Source organism: Rhizobacter sp. P3_C12 (genome assembly GCF_056402735.1).
The window spans coordinates 1-13,933 of record NZ_JBFUGW010000172.1; the positions used below are offsets into that span (position 1 = coordinate 1).

Annotated in this window: 20 protein-coding genes and 3 tRNA genes; 13 read left to right on the top strand and 10 right to left on the bottom strand. The window is 65.3% G+C overall.

The window, feature by feature from the left end; genetic code table 11:
- Positions 1-134 (bottom strand): phage regulatory CII family protein (locus tag AC1DXV_RS22780; protein WP_477935690.1); only part of this gene is annotated, 134 nt, incomplete at its 3' end.
- A gap of 27 nt (positions 135-161) precedes the next feature.
- Between AC1DXV_RS22780 and AC1DXV_RS22785 the strand changes: the two genes are divergently transcribed.
- A complete protein-coding gene (locus AC1DXV_RS22785; RefSeq protein ID WP_477935672.1) occupies positions 162-470 on the top strand; it encodes a hypothetical protein in 309 nt (102 codons plus the stop codon).
- A 12-nt stretch (positions 471-482) separates the two neighbouring features.
- Here the strand turns inward: AC1DXV_RS22785 and AC1DXV_RS22790 are convergent, their stop codons facing one another.
- A complete protein-coding gene (locus tag AC1DXV_RS22790) occupies positions 483-773 on the bottom strand; it encodes a hypothetical protein (protein ID WP_477873507.1) in 291 nt (96 codons plus the stop codon).
- A gap of 86 nt (positions 774-859) precedes the next feature.
- Here AC1DXV_RS22790 and AC1DXV_RS22795 point away from each other — a divergent pair, with 86 nt between their 5' ends.
- The 12 genes from AC1DXV_RS22795 (at position 860) to AC1DXV_RS22850 (ending at position 8,151) form a co-directional block, all read left to right on the top strand.
- Positions 860-1,252: a hypothetical protein gene (locus tag AC1DXV_RS22795; protein WP_047506251.1), complete on the top strand. Its 393-nt coding sequence runs from the start codon at positions 860-862 to the stop codon at positions 1,250-1,252.
- Complete coding sequence (locus AC1DXV_RS22800) at positions 1,249-1,824, top strand: DUF6932 family protein (protein WP_477873508.1); 576 nt, start codon at positions 1,249-1,251, stop codon at positions 1,822-1,824. The genes AC1DXV_RS22795 and AC1DXV_RS22800 overlap by 4 nt, the downstream gene beginning before the upstream one ends.
- Positions 1,808-2,779 (top strand): hypothetical protein, encoded by a 972-nt coding sequence (locus tag AC1DXV_RS22805; protein WP_477935674.1) that lies wholly within the window; start codon positions 1,808-1,810, stop codon positions 2,777-2,779. Before AC1DXV_RS22800 ends, AC1DXV_RS22805 begins: the two co-directional genes overlap by 17 nt.
- Positions 2,780-2,937: 158 nt before the next feature.
- Positions 2,938-3,144 (top strand): hypothetical protein, encoded by a 207-nt coding sequence (locus AC1DXV_RS22810; RefSeq protein WP_477935676.1) that lies wholly within the window; start codon positions 2,938-2,940, stop codon positions 3,142-3,144.
- Positions 3,141-3,275 carry a hypothetical protein gene (locus AC1DXV_RS22815; RefSeq protein WP_477935678.1) on the top strand — a complete coding sequence of 45 codons (135 nt, stop codon included), beginning with the start codon at positions 3,141-3,143 and terminating at the stop codon, positions 3,273-3,275. Before AC1DXV_RS22810 ends, AC1DXV_RS22815 begins: the two co-directional genes overlap by 4 nt.
- Before the next feature lie 37 nt (positions 3,276-3,312).
- Positions 3,313-3,690: a hypothetical protein gene (locus AC1DXV_RS22820; RefSeq protein WP_477873314.1), complete on the top strand. Its 378-nt coding sequence runs from the start codon at positions 3,313-3,315 to the stop codon at positions 3,688-3,690.
- Positions 3,687-3,896, top strand: coding sequence for a hypothetical protein (locus tag AC1DXV_RS22825; protein ID WP_477873316.1), 210 nt, complete (start codon positions 3,687-3,689; stop codon positions 3,894-3,896). The genes AC1DXV_RS22820 and AC1DXV_RS22825 overlap by 4 nt, the downstream gene beginning before the upstream one ends.
- 41 nt (positions 3,897-3,937) lie before the next feature.
- Entirely contained in the window at positions 3,938-4,537 is a 600-nt protein-coding gene (locus tag AC1DXV_RS22830; RefSeq protein ID WP_477935680.1) for a hypothetical protein, read from the top strand.
- Positions 4,538-4,557: 20 nt separating this feature from the next.
- On the top strand, positions 4,558-6,009 hold the full coding sequence (locus AC1DXV_RS22835) for a ParB/RepB/Spo0J family partition protein (protein ID WP_477935682.1): 1,452 nt from the start codon (positions 4,558-4,560) through the stop codon (positions 6,007-6,009).
- On the top strand, positions 6,006-6,311 hold the full coding sequence (locus AC1DXV_RS22840) for a DUF4224 domain-containing protein (RefSeq protein WP_477871879.1): 306 nt from the start codon (positions 6,006-6,008) through the stop codon (positions 6,309-6,311). The genes AC1DXV_RS22835 and AC1DXV_RS22840 overlap by 4 nt, the downstream gene beginning before the upstream one ends.
- Positions 6,308-7,438: a hypothetical protein gene (locus AC1DXV_RS22845; protein ID WP_477935684.1), complete on the top strand. Its 1,131-nt coding sequence runs from the start codon at positions 6,308-6,310 to the stop codon at positions 7,436-7,438. The genes AC1DXV_RS22840 and AC1DXV_RS22845 overlap by 4 nt, the downstream gene beginning before the upstream one ends.
- Positions 7,439-7,521: 83 nt before the next feature.
- Positions 7,522-8,151: a hypothetical protein gene (locus AC1DXV_RS22850; RefSeq protein WP_477867035.1), complete on the top strand. Its 630-nt coding sequence runs from the start codon at positions 7,522-7,524 to the stop codon at positions 8,149-8,151.
- A gap of 138 nt (positions 8,152-8,289) precedes the next feature.
- Here AC1DXV_RS22850 and AC1DXV_RS22855 read toward each other — a convergent pair.
- From AC1DXV_RS22855 to AC1DXV_RS22890, 8 genes are all read right to left on the bottom strand, one after another.
- A tRNA-Asp gene (locus AC1DXV_RS22855) sits at positions 8,290-8,366 on the bottom strand.
- 64 nt (positions 8,367-8,430) lie between these two features.
- A tRNA-Glu gene (locus AC1DXV_RS22860) sits at positions 8,431-8,506 on the bottom strand.
- A 55-nt stretch (positions 8,507-8,561) separates the two neighbouring features.
- Positions 8,562-8,637 (bottom strand) — tRNA-Ala (locus AC1DXV_RS22865).
- A gap of 101 nt (positions 8,638-8,738) precedes the next feature.
- The gene (gene gltX / locus AC1DXV_RS22870; protein ID WP_477867037.1) at positions 8,739-10,130 is read right to left on the bottom strand and encodes a glutamate--tRNA ligase; all 1,392 of its coding nucleotides are present in this window, start codon (positions 10,128-10,130) and stop codon (positions 8,739-8,741) included.
- A gap of 11 nt (positions 10,131-10,141) precedes the next feature.
- Entirely contained in the window at positions 10,142-11,389 is a 1,248-nt protein-coding gene (locus tag AC1DXV_RS22875; protein ID WP_477867039.1) for an O-succinylhomoserine sulfhydrylase, read from the bottom strand.
- A complete protein-coding gene (purF, locus tag AC1DXV_RS22880; RefSeq protein WP_477935686.1) occupies positions 11,389-12,918 on the bottom strand; it encodes an amidophosphoribosyltransferase in 1,530 nt (509 codons plus the stop codon). Before purF ends, AC1DXV_RS22875 begins: the two co-directional genes overlap by 1 nt.
- Before the next feature lie 32 nt (positions 12,919-12,950).
- Entirely contained in the window at positions 12,951-13,439 is a 489-nt protein-coding gene (locus AC1DXV_RS22885; protein ID WP_477867043.1) for a CvpA family protein, read from the bottom strand.
- Positions 13,440-13,448: 9 nt separating this feature from the next.
- Positions 13,449-13,933, bottom strand: a 485-nt coding sequence (locus AC1DXV_RS22890) for an SPOR domain-containing protein (protein ID WP_477935688.1), incomplete at its 5' end; no start/stop codon positions are given.

Sequence of the window (13,933 nt, forward strand, 5' to 3'; positions counted from 1 at the left end):
AGCTTGGCGGTTGCATAGTTGGGGTCGACCTCGTGGTTCAGCGTCGACGTGCTCTTGCCGAGCAGCGGCGCGAGTGCCGTGGTGCCGCCCGGGTGGTCGTGCACGAGGTTGAAGGCTGCGGTTTGGACATTCATGGCATGGGCCGTTTGAAGGGGCTATGGATGGACCGCGCACTGGTAGCCATACTGCGCACCAATGAGCGCACGAAAGAGAAACTGATGAGCGAGAAGAAGACGGAGGGGCTGAGCGTGGAAATGGTGTTCGCGCAGGTGGGCGTCGAGTTCACCGAGATCGCATCGCCGATGGGGCCGCTGGGTGCGCTGCAGGTGACGCTGACCGCACCAGCAGGCCAACCCCCAGCCACACTGGTACTCGGCGTACCGGCTGCGCGCCAGCTCGTAGCAGCGCTGCGAGAAGCGCTGTCTCTTCACACTGCCCGGCCGCCCTCGCCTGGAGAAGCACTGCAGTAGCTTCGGTGTGGGTCAGCACGGTTGGCCCTCGCATAGCGCGGCCTGCACCTCGCCAGCGCGCATCGAAGCCCGAAGGGCTACAAAGCGATGAAGCGCTTCGACTCGATCCACATCCCGGACAAGGTCCTCGACGAGAACCGCGCCAGAGGTCTCCAGCTCGATTCGAAGCGCCAGTTCAAGGGAGGGTTGACGGGCGCCGTATGCGACCAGCCGTAGATACGACCAGGACGAGCCGCAAGCGCGAGCAAGGCGCAGGCGCCGTTCGTCTTCCTTCAGGTCACGCAAGTAGTTCTTGAGCAGCATGCCCGAAGGATAACCATATGGTTATCGCAAAGCAATAGCCACTTGGGGACTTACCAAAAGGTTACTCCGTTGGTCAAATCCGCGCCGTGACGAAACACGACATCCGCCTCACCAGGCTGCAGCAGCTGATCAACGAACGCCACGGCGGGAACACGGCCGCGTTCGCGGACTTCATCGGCAAGAAGCGGCCGCAGATCTACCGGCTCTTTTCCGAAGGGAAGAGCCAGCGCAACGTCGGCGAGGACTTGGCACGCGAGATCGAGCAGAAGCACGACCTCCCGGTTGGATGGATGGATGCCGCGGACCAGCCCCCGACCTCGGGAGCCGGATTTCTGGATCGACTCATCGCGCTGCAGAAGGGGTACCTGGCCCTCGCCGAGCCTGAGCGCCAGATGATCGACACCTACCTGCGCGAGCATCCGATGCTGTCGGAGGCACTCAAGGCGAACACCCCCGACAAAGGCCAAGGCCGTCGATGACCGATCGGATCTTTGATCTGGGCGCCTTTGAGGTCGCCCTTGGCCCGTCCGACCCACTTTCAGAGCTGCTGCAAGCCATCCGAGGATCGGGCGAGCCGCACCCGACGACGCTGGAAGACGTAGAGCTGCTCCTGGTCAATCACTTTCCACAGAGCGCCACCCGGCGCCATTTGTGGGACGCCCTGCTGCAGCTGCATGGACGACTGCTGCGCGGTGGACTCAATCGCCGCCAATGGCTTGGCGGCACATTCGTCAGCCCGAACACCGAGCCCGACAGCCTCGTCGCCGTGACGCACCTCGATCACGCCGATATCGCGGACGTCGAACGCCTGCCGGCGGACATTCAGGCAGGCCTACTCAGCAGCGAGCAGTGGCACAGCAGCGATGCCGAGGCGAGCCTCATTCATGGCTGCGTGATCGATCTCCCCGACGATCACCCGCACGCCACGCACATGAAGGTCGTACGCGGGTATTGGGAGAGTCGGCTTGGCTTGAGGCAGGCAGCTCGCCCTTACCAGCATGTCCTGGAAATTGAGGTCGCAGCAGGAGGCATTGATGGCACGCTTCAGTAGTACCGGATGGCGAGACATCAGCCCCGAGGCGGCAACCAAGAAGGCTGCGCGACTGCGGGATCTTCTACTTCAGGCGGACGATGCACTCGCCGCACAGCGCACAGTGATTGAGGCCGATGGCGCCCGCCTGGCCTGGCAGCTTTCACTGCGCGCGCTCGAAGCCGATCGCGATCAACTCCAGAGAGAGCTGTTCGGCCTGCTCAAGCACCGCGAGCATGAGACCGTCGAGTTCACCCTCGAAGGCCAACGCTACGCCGACCAGTACGCTGACCTTCTTGCGATTGGCCAGATTTCCAGCGCCCTCGCTGAGCTGTATGTGCGCGTCGGCCAATCCACCGTTGGCCGCCCTGCCCGGCACCTGCCGTCCGCACTGAAACGCCAGTTCAACATGGCCGCACGGCCCAGCTCAGCGCAGAGCTCATTCGGCATGACGCTGCTGATTCAAACCGACAGCGATTTGCTTGGCGACGACCCCAGACGCATCGCCCTTGACCGACTGCTTCGCCTGACAAACTCGGCTGATGTCTCCCAGAGCGCCGCCGAGCACGGCACCTGGGCGATCAAGAAGTACCGAGACCTGGTGCACACGCTGATTGAGGCCCAAGCCGCGCCGCAGCTGCAATGGACCACGCCCTACGGCGAGCCGCAACGGTGGAGTGCCAGCGATTCGCAACTTTTCACTCTGGAAAACCGCCTCGCCCAGCTGAAGGAAGAGGAGGTTTCGCTTCATGAAGTCACCGGCCTCCTCGCCGAGGCCAGCCTCGTTCGTCACACCTTTGGCGTGACGAGCGATGGCCGCATCATCAAAGGCAAGGTCCCGCCACAGCTCGCGGATGCGGTGCAGAAGGCGTTCGGACATCAAGTCATCGCCACCTACGAAGAGCGTCGCGTGCGCGACGACTTGACGCAAGAGGATCGAAAGTCCGTCTCCCTCGTCGACGTTCGCGCGGCGTGAGCCCCAGCCTGAGATACGGCTGATCTCGCCCCAGCACCCCCGCCAGAACACCAAACTGCGATCGGATGGACATCTTTAGGCTACTCAACTAACCAATTGGTTATTGACAACAGATAACCATATGGTTATCGTGGCGCTCACCTTGTTTGGAGGCCGCCATGCCTGGACTGTCATTCGCTTCTCGCAGCTACCGCTGCCACTACCACCCCAACGACCGCAACGGCTTCCCAGCCGCCTGCGACACCGGCGTCCTGCCCTTCGTCCAGGTCAAGGCTCGCGATGCTGAACACGCGCAGCGCGTTGCCCACGACCTGACCGGCTGCTCGATCAGCAACGTCGAACGCCTCGACGAGGTGGCCGCATGAGCGCGAGCCACGCGCACTTCCCCCTCGAAGCATGGGCCGACCGCAATCCGCGCGTCCGCTGGCCCCTCGTCTATCTGCTGCTGCTCCTGCTCTGGGGCTTCGGCGGCTGGCTCGCGCCCACCGACTTCTGAGCCCGCTCCTGCAAGAACACCCTTCTACGGAACCATCATGAACACCACCACACAGACGAAATCAGCCGCTGCCGATCCCGCAACCATGCGCAGCGAAGAGGCCGCCTCCCACACCTCCGAGCCGTGGCTGAAGTTCCCCGTCCATCCTTCCAGGATCCTCAGTCTGCGGGAAACTTTCGAGGCCGGGGCCGCCCTTCCGGATGAAGAACTCAAGGTGTTTCTGGAAGGGTTCAGGGAGCAACTCCTTCACGAGAATCTTCCTTGGATGGGGGCACTGATGGCCGGCGATATCCGCGAAATCGGCCACGCAAAGTACCGGATCGGCTGGCGACATGGCCTCGTCTGGGGCGCTTCCGTCGGCTGCCTGGTTGCCCTTCTTTCCGTGGCAACGGGCATGTACTGGGCAGGCGCATGACCAGCCCCGCAACCTGCATTCAGGTGGCACCCGAACGCGGTTGCGTGCTGTGCCGCCACGGCGCCTGCGACGCCGCCGGCCAGCGCCTCTGCACCTGCCCCGATGCCGGGCTTCCTTGCCCGACGCTCGTTGCGCTCGTGCGCGACGCCCGCGGCGCCTGTGGCCCAGAGGCCCGGTTCCTCGATTTCGCCGGCCTGCACGTCTGACCTCCCACGGCCGCCTTCCACATTCCACCGCTATCCACGCCATGATCTTCATCACGACAGCAACCGGCACCGAGGTGTCGCTCAAGCACCCGTTTCCGGGCAACATCGATCTGCGAACGATCGCTCACCACCTCAGCCTCCTCAATCGCTTCACCGGCGCCACCTGCAGGCCCTACAGCCTGGCCGAGCACTCGCTGCTCATCTGCAGGATCGCCGAGCGCGAACTCGACCTCGATGTGCACGGCCAATTCGCGGCACTCATGCTGGCAGCGCACAAGGCCTATGTCGGCGACTTGTCCGCCGCAGCTGAAGACGAGGTCGGCGCCGCCTGGGTCACCCTCGAGAACCGCTTCGTCCGTTTGATCCGCAACGGCTTCGCGCTGAACGTCGCTCACGCCGCGCACGCCCAGGGACTGCTCAAGGCGGCATTGATCGCCGAGGCCACCGCACGTGCACAGCTCCTGCCGAACCCCGGCACGACACCGCCCCTTCTCCCCGGCGTCAAGCCGGTGACCTGGGTCAACCTGATGTCGCCCGCATGCCGAGACACCACCTGGTCGGGCTGGCGCAACGCGTTCATCGAGCGCGCCGACTCGCTCGATTTCCAACGCCATCAGTTCGCAAGCCGCCTGGTCCACTGAACAGCAACCTCTGACGAACCATGGAAACCATCCGCGCGATCGCTCTCGACCAGTTGCACGAGAGCCCCTTCAATCCCCGCCGCACCTTCACCGGCATCGACGACCTGGCGGCGAACATCGTCGCAGAAGGCCGCATCCACCAGCCGATCCTTGTTCGCCCACGGCCGGAACGCGCCGGCTTCGAGATCGTCTTCGGCCACCGGCGTGTCCGGGCTGCTCGTTTCGTCGACCTCGCGACTGCACCGTGCATGGTGCGCGACATGACCGACGCACAGTCCCGCAGCGCCCAGGTTGCGGAGAACCTGCAGCGCGTCGACGTGCACCCGCTCGAAGAAGCCGAGGGCTTCATGTCGATGATGCAGAACGACGGCCTGTCCGCAGAGGACCTCATTGCSAAGTTCGGCAAGAGCCGCACCCACATCTACAACCGSTTGAARCTGCTCGATGCGGGCCCGGCSYTGCGCGATGCGTACCTGGCCAACGAGTTCGGCACCGAGGCGGCGCAGCTCATCGCACGTCTGCCGTCGATCGGCTATCAGGAGAAGGCGCTGGAGTACATCCGGCAGGACGCCCATGCCCGGCTCGCTGCCGGTGGAAAGGCCAGCCACCGCAGCATTCAGGCCCTGCTCAGCGAGAAGTTCTCGCTAGACCTGCACGACGCCGTCTTCGACATCGCCGACGCCGAGCTGCTGCCGGACGCCGGCAGTTGCACCGACTGCTGGAAGCGCTCGGGCAACGCGCCTGAGTTCGCGGACATCGTCGAACTCGATGGCAAGGGCACCGACCGGGCTTCTGCCTCGGTGCGTGGCGGTGCAGACGTCTGCACTGATCCGGACTGCTTCGCCGAGAAGAAGAGGGTCCACCTGCTGCGTGTCGTTCCGCGCGCACCCAAAGCCGCTGTGGCGGCTGCGCCGAGCCCGACACAGACCCAACCGGCCGAGTCGCATGCTGAGTCAGTGATGACAGTGGGCGGGACTTCGCACGACGAGATGCACAAGGCGCCGGACTCGACCGTGGACTCCATCGCCGGCAGCACCGCTGGTGATCAAGTGCCACCGAGCACGGCACCGACGACCAAGCCCGCTCGCGCGCAGAGGCACAAGGCGATCGACGAGGACGCCACGCCCGCCGTCCTCGCGAGCCGCAGCCGGCTCGACCTCCTCAAGCGCGTGCGCGAGCGAGCCCTTGCCACTGAACGCAGCGCGTTCGACCTGCGACTGGTCGCCAGGTTCGTCTGTGAGTCCATCGCATGGCGGCATCGCGCCACCCTCGAAGGCCTGTACGACTGCGGAGTCGGGAATCTCGCATYGCGCATCGACGGGCTGCAGCCATCAGAAATTGCGCTCTTCCTCCTCGACTGCGCGCTCGCCGCCAACGTCATGGTCGGGGAAAACGATGCAGAGGCACAGCCAGCCTACCTCATGGACGCCGCCGAGCACTACCTCGGCAGCCTCATTGCAATCGATTCATGATTCCCAGCACCACGTCAACGAGCCACTCATCCTCCGCGCATCCACGGCCCTTCGTGACACCCCATCCCGCCTCGCCCTCCACGCTAACCCTGACTGCCGCAGAACTGCATGAATTGACTGGAGCAAAGCGGCCGAACCGCATCGCCGCATGGTTGGATGACCGCGGCTGGATATACGAGCCGCCCGCACGTCGCGGAGATGTACCCAAGGTAGACCGCACCTACTACCTTGCACGCATGTCTGGCCAAGCACCCGGTCCAAAGCGCATCGGTCCTCGACTCGACTTCATGTTGAACCTATGAATCGCCGTAGAGAACGCGCGGACGGACTTCCGTACCGCGTATATGAGCGGCGGGGAGCACGCCTGTACTCCATCGGCTACAAGAAGCCCGATGGCACCTGGGCGTTCCGACTCACCTGCGCGATCAGCAGCGTCACGAAGATTGCAGAGCTGAGGCGGGACGCAATCAAGCGCGCGGCAGACATCGAGATGGGCGCACCCACAGAGGGCACCTTCGCCGCGCTCGCCGACGCATGGCTTGCCAGACAACGAGCGCTGCCTGACGGCTCGCAGGGAAAGCGGGCCGACAGTACGCTGCGTGAGAACGAGCGCGAGCTTTCTATGCTGAAGCGAGCGTTCGGTGTCATGCATGTTGGCCAGATGGAGAAGTCGGACGCCTACGCGTATCTTGACGCCTGCCAGCTGGCTCGAGACAAGGATGGAAATCCTCGGCCGCGCGCGGAGAAAGGGAACAAGGAGATCGCGCTTGCACGGGTGGTCTTGGAGTTCGGAGTCCGCATTCGCCTCATCGTGATCAACCCATTCGATGGCGTTGAAAAACTGGCCACACGTCGGCGAGATCGCCTGGTCACGGATGCAGAGCTTGCGTTGGCGGTCGAGATCGGTCGACGCATGGGTGGTCCGCAGCACATTGTCGGACTTGCACTGCGCACGGCTTGGCTTTGCCTTCGCCGATCTGTAGAGGTTCGGGCCTTGACGCGTGATCAGATCACGGCAGATGGAATTCTCTGGGAGGCCGCGAAGCGACAGCGCGGAGAAGCAGTCAAAAGGGGACTCATCGAGTGGAGTGCAGACCTGCGCAGCACGGTCGACGAGGCCCTGGCGCTGAAGCGAAACAAGGTCGCTGGCACCTGGTACATATTCGGGAATATGAGCGGGCAGCGCTACACGAAGGGCGGCTGGAAGGCCACGCTGTCCAAGCTGATGGTCGAGTGCGTCGCAGAGGCCGCGCGCCGGTCGATTCCATTCGAGCCATTCTCGCTCCAGGATTGCCGACCAAAGGGCGTGAGCGACAAGCTGGCCTCTGGCGCGACGGACACGCTCGACGCCACGATGCACAGCAGCGAGAGGATGGTTCGGCAGGTGTACGACCGCAGGCGCATCCGCGTGGCCAAGCCGACGCGTTAGTGCGCCACGCTCCCCTCAACAACAACACGTGACTGCTCATGGACGGATATCGAAGTGCATCGTGGAAACAGTTCAGGGCTGAGGTGCTGCTGCTCGACGAATTCGCGTGCAAGCAGTGCCGGCGCTCTGAGGGCGTTCGCTTGCATGTTCATCACAAGCGGTACATCCCGGGTCGAAAGCCATGGGAGTACCCACATCACATGTGCGAGACGCTTTGCAGCGGTTGCCACGCGGCAGAGCACGGGATCATTCCTCCGAAAAGCGGCTGGACCTTCATCGGGCATGAGGACCTTGGCGGCCTGTACGGCGAATGCGAGTACTGCGGCACGGAGATCCGGCACTCTTTCCTCGTTGAACACGAGAAGTGGGGTGCCATGGAAGTCGGCGAGCAGTGCTGCGACGAGTTGACCAGCACGCGCTTGGCGACAGGACACCTTGCGTCGGTTCGGCGCCACCTGGACCGGCGCAAGCGATTCGTTTCTTCGGTGCGCTGGATCCGCAAGCGCCCGGGTGTCCAGGCCATCAAGCAAGACGGCATCCGTGTCGAGCTGGTGACCTTCAAGGGCGCCTATCGCCTTCGGGTGCGGGGCCAACTCGGCAAGCGAGAGTACCCGACCGAGATCGAAGCGAAGGCAGGAACCTTCGACCTGATCGAGTCCGGCGTCCTCAGAAAGTGGGTGAACCTGAAGAGAGAAAGCGAACGCCGACAGTGATCAGCGAGCGCAGGGCGAACCCCCTTCTTGGCATCGATATTCCAAACTTTGGAATATGAGGCGCTGCGCGCACAAAAAATAGGCAGCTCAGAAAGCGGAAAAACCCTTGTAAGTCGTTGACTCACAAGGGTTTTTTGTTGGCGGAGTGGACGGGGCTCGAACCCGCGACCCCCGGCGTGACAGGCCGGTATTCTAACCAACTGAACTACCACTCCAATTCTTCTTACCGCAGCGGGATTTCGCTTCGAGCATCGCTCTCTGCGCAAGCCCCGCCAAACTTGGCGTCCCCTAGGGGATTCGAACCCCTGTAATCACCGTGAAAGGGTGGTGTCCTAGGCCTCTAGACGAAGGGGACTGAAACTTTCACACCTCCACCACTCTGAACAACGCGCCCCGAGACTTTGGAGTCTTGGTGGAGGTAAGCGGGATCGAACCGCTGACCTCTTGCATGCCATGCAAGCGCTCTCCCAGCTGAGCTATACCCCCATGAATCCGAAAATTCTGGTGGCCATCGGGTTGACTTTTCAGCCTTCCTTCTGGCGCTGCGCTGTTCTCAGTAGCGAAGACCACGATTATAGGCAGATTTTTCAGGCCCTCTGCAAGCGGCTCAAAACTTTTTCACGCGCGAAGAGTTCGAGCACCGCATCGACCGACGGCGTCTGCGCACGACCGCACACCAGCACGCGAACGGCATGCGCGAGCTGCGGCATCTTGAGCCCGTGTGCACCCAGCGTCTCCTTGATCGCGGCCGCGATCGCGGGCTTCGTCCACTCGCTCGCAGCGAACTTCTCGCGCAGCGTCGCGAGCGCCGGCTTCACCGCATCGGTCACGTGCGCCGCCAGGTCTTCGGCACTCGGCGCCACGTCGGCGAAATACATCTGCAGCCAGTCGGCCAGCTCCACCGTCGTCGAGCAGCGGTCCTTGAACAGCCCGCAGCGCGCAGCCGCTTCGTCTTCCGACACGCTGATGCCGCGGCGCGCGAACTGCGCCACCACCAACGCGGCCAGGCGCCGCTCGTCGATCGTCTTCAGGTAGTGCGCGTTGACCCACGCGAGCTTCGCCGCATCCCACTGCGCCGGGCTCTTCGACAGGTGGCTGCCGTCGAACCACGACACCAGTTGCTCGCGCGTGAACAGCTCCTCGTCGCCGTGGCTCCAGCCGAGGCGCGCCAGGTAGTTCAGCATCGCCTCGGGCAGGAAACCGTTCTCCTCGTACGCCGTCACGCTGACCGCACCGCGCCGCTTCGACAGCTTCTGCCCATCGTCGCCGAGGATCACCGGCACATGGCCGAACAGCGGCAGCGGCGCCTTCAGCGCATGGAAGATGTTGATCTGCCACGGCGTGTTGTTCACATGCTCGTCGCCACGGAACACGTGGCTGATGGCCATGTCCCAGTCGTCGACGACCACCGCGAAGTTGTAGGTCGGCACACCGTCGGCCCGCATGATGATCAGGTCGTCGATCTCCTTGTTCGCGATGCTGATCGGGCCCTTGACCAGGTCGTCCCAGCTGACGATGCCGTCGTGCGGGTTCGCGAAACGGATCACCGCCTCCACGCCGGCGGGCGGCGCTGGCAGCGTCTTGCCGGGCGCCGGGCGCCAGCGACCGTCGTAGTGGGTCTTCTCGCCGCGCGCACGTTGCGCCTCGCGCATCACGTCGAGCTCTTCGGGTGTCGTGTAGCAGCGGTAGGCRCTGCCCTCGGCGAGCATCTGGTCGACCACCGCGCGGTAGCGGTCGAGCCGCTGCATCTGGTAGATCGGGCCCTCGTCGCAGTCGAGCCCCAGCCAGCGCATCGACGCGAGGATCTGGTCGACCGAATCCTGCGTCGAGCGGGCCACGTCGGTGTCTTCGATGCGCAGCACGAACTCGCCGCCGAAGTGGCGCGCGAAGGCCCACGAATACAGCGCGGTGCGGGCCGTGCCCAGGTGCAGGAAGCCGGTGGGCGACGGGGCGATGCGGGTGCGGATCGGTCGGGTCATGGTCGATGGAATCAAAGGGTGTCGAGGCCGGCCAGGCCACGCAGCAGGTCGGTCTTCAGGTCTTGCACGTCGTCCAGGCCCACGGCCACGCGGATCAGGCCCTGCGTGATGCCGGCCGCCTGGCGCTGGTCTTCGGTGAGCCGCCCGTGCGAGGTGCTGGCCGGGTGCGTGATCGTGGTCTTGGTGTCGCCGAGGTTGGCGGTGATCGAGCAGACCTGCGTCTGGTCGATCACGTGGAAGGCATTCTTGCGGGCGCCGGTGGCATCGGCGCTCTTCACGGTGAACGACACCACCGCGCCGCCCGAGCCCGATTGCTGCGCCATCGCCAGCGCATGCTGCGGGTGCGAACGCAAGCCGGGATAGAACACGCGCGCCACCTGCGGCTGCTGCTCGAGCCAGCCGGCCAGCTGCAGCGCGCGCTCGCCCTGCGCCTGCATCCGGATCGACAGCGTCTCCAGCCCCTTCAGCACCACCCAGGCGTTGAACGGCGACAGCGACATCCCCGCGCTGCGCATCACCGGCACGAACTTGTCGTTGATCAGTTGCTCCGGCCCGCACACCGCGCCGGCGATCACGCGGCCCTGCCCGTCGAGGTACTTGGTGCCCGAGTGCACGACCACGTCGGCGCCGTACTCGATCGGCCGCTGCAGCGCCGGCGAGCAGAAGCAGTTGTCGACCGCCAGCAGCGCGCCGGCCTCGTGCGCGATCTGCGCCAGCGCGCGGATGTCGCACACCTCGGTCAGCGGGTTGGTCGGCGATTCGGCGAACAGCAGCTTCGTGTTCGGCTTCAGCGCGCGCCGCCATTCATCCGGATCGGTCTGCGAGACGAACGTGGTCTCGACGCCGAACTTCGCGAACTCGCGGCCGAACAGCATGATCGTCGAGCCGAACACGCTGCGCGAGCAGATCACGTGGTCGCCGGCCTTCAGCAGCGCCATGCCGAGCAGCAGGATCGCGCTCATGCCGCTGGCCGTGCCGATGCAGGCCTGCGCGCCTTCGAGCGCGGCCAGGCGCCGCTCGAACATCGTCACCGTCGGGTTGCTGAAGCGCGAGTAGATGAAGGCTTCTTCTTCATTCGCGAAGCGCGCGGCGGCACTCGCCGCATCGGGCTGCACGAAGCTGCTGGTCAGGAACAGCGCCTCGGAGTTCTCGCCCCAGGCGCTCGGCGGCAGGCCCTCGCGCACCGCGAGCGTGTCGCGCCGCACGTCGGCCGGCAGCTCGACGCGCGGAATGCCCCGCTTCGCCGGCGCATCGGCCATCAGCTGCGCTCCGTGGTCGCGCTCTGCAGCGCGAGGCGCGAGCGGTCGGCACCCTCTTCCTCGTCGCCGCCCTGCGACTTGCGCTGCGTCGCGATCGCGTCGAAATCGGCGGCCGACACGTCGCCCGTCACGTAGTAGCCGTCGAAGCACGAGGCCTCGAAGCCGTTCAGCGTCGGGTTCAGCGCGCCCACCACCTTCTTCATCGCGGCCACGTCCTGGTAGATCAGCGCATCGGCGCCGATGAACTGGCGGATCTCCTCGATGCTGCGGTTGTGCGCGATCAGCTCTTCGCTGGTCGGCATGTCGATGCCGTAGACATTCGGGAAGCGCACCGGCGGCGCAGCCGAGGCCATGTAGACCTTGCGTGCTCCCGCCTCGCGCGCCATCTGCACGATCTCTTTCGAGGTGGTGCCGCGCACGATGGAATCGTCCACCAGCAGCACGTTGCGGCCCTTGAACTCGACGGCGATCGCGTTCAGCTTCTGGCGCACCGATTTCTTGCGCACGCCCTGCCCCGGCATGATGAAGGTGCGGCCCACGTAGCGGTTCTTCACGAAGCCCTCGCGGTACGGCTTGCCGATCTTCTGCGCGAGCTGCATCGCCGACGGGCGGCTCGACTCGGGGATCGGGATCACCACGTCGATCTCGCTCGGCGGCATCGTCGAGATCAGGCGCTGCGCGAGCGTCTCGCCCATGTTCAGCCGCGCCTGGTAGACCGACACGCCGTCCATCACCGAATCAGGCCGTGCGAGGTACACGAACTCGAACATGCACGGGTTCAGCGTCGGGTTCTCGGCGCACTGCTGGGTGTGGAGCTTGCCGTCCAGGTCGATGAAGACGGCCTCGCCCGGCGCCACGTCGCGGATCAGCTTGTGGCCGGTGCCTTCGAGCGCCACCGATTCGCTGGCCACCATCACTTCGGGGCCGTCCGCCGTCATCGCCTCGCCGAAGCACAGCGGGCGGATGCCGTACGGATCGCGGAAGGCCAGCAGCCCGTAGCCGGCGATCAGCGCGACCACCGCGTACGAGCCCTTGATGCGCTTGTGCACCGCGCCGACCGCCTTGAAGATCTCCTCGGTGGTCAGCGGCAGGTCGCGCGCGGCCATCTCGAGCTCGTGCGCGAGGATGTTGATCAGCACCTCGGTGTCGCTCTCGGTGTTGATGTGGCGGCGGTCGATGTCGAACAGCTCCTGCTTCAGCGAGTGCGCATTGGTCAGGTTGCCGTTGTGCACCAGCACGATGCCGAACGGCGCGTTCACGTAGAAGGGCTGGGCCTCTTCCTCGTTGTAGGCGTTGCCGGCCGTCGGGTAGCGCGTCTGGCCGAGGCCCACGGTGCCCGGCAGGCCGCGCATGTTGCGGGTGCGGAACACGTCGCGCACCATGCCGCGCGCCTTGTGCATGAAGCACTTGGTGCCCTGCATCGTGACGATGCCGGCGGCATCCTGGCCGCGATGCTGCAGCAGCAGCAGCGCGTCGTAGATCAGCTGGTTGACCGGCGTTTTCGAGATCACGCCAACGATGCCGCACATGGGAGAGTCCTTGCTGGTTCAACCGGCCCGCGTCATGCGGGCAGGTGGGAAGAGAGTTGAGGCGGAAGCACGGGCTTCAAGGCCGCCAGGGTGGCATTGAGCCACGGCGCGCCCACCGAGCTGGTCCAGGCCGGCGAAGTCACCATCGGCGTCATGCCGACCACCAGCCCGATGGCCAGCAGCACGATCACGCCGCGCAGCAGGCCGAAGAAGCCGCCCAGCAGCCGATCGATCAGGCTCAGCGGCGTCACGTGGATCAGGAAGCGCAGCAGCCGCGCCAGGATGCCCCAGACGATCAGCGCCGCGACGAAGGTGAGCGCGAACGCAGCCGCATGGTTGATGCCGGAGCCGATGCGGCCGACCGGGATGTGCGGCGCGACCATCGGCGTCAGCCACTGCGCGGCGAACCAGGCCGCGAACCAGCCGACCAGCGACAGCAGCTCGAACACCAGGCCGCGCACGAGCCCCACCAGGACGGAGAGACCCAGGATGCCGAGAAAGACCCCATCGACCCAGCCCATCGTGCGCCGTCACAGCGTCAGGATGGCCGACGGCAGGCCGGCGGTCTTGATCTTCGCGGCAGCCCGGTCGGCCTCGTCGCGCGAGGCGAACGGGCCGACCCGCACGCGGATGCGGTTGCCCGCCGAGGTCTCGACGACCTGCGTGTAGGTCTTCAGGCCGAGCTTCTCGACCTTGTGGCGGGCCTCGCGGGCGGCGGTGACCTCGGCGAACGCACCGACCTGCACGACGAAGCGGCCGGCCGCCTCGGGCGTGGCGGGCTTGCCGTCGAGCAGGGCCTGCGCGCGGGCGCTGTCGGTGGGCTTGGCAGCGGGTTTTTCGGTGGGCTTGTCTGCCGGCTTTTCAGTGGGCTTTTCGGCCGGCTTGCGTTCGACCGGCGCCGGGGCCGGCACCGGCTTCGGGGTGATAGCCGCCACCACCGGCGGCGGCACCGCGGCGGCCGGCGCCGAGGCCGGCTGCTCGCGGCCTGCATCGGCCGTGTTCTCGTTGATCACGC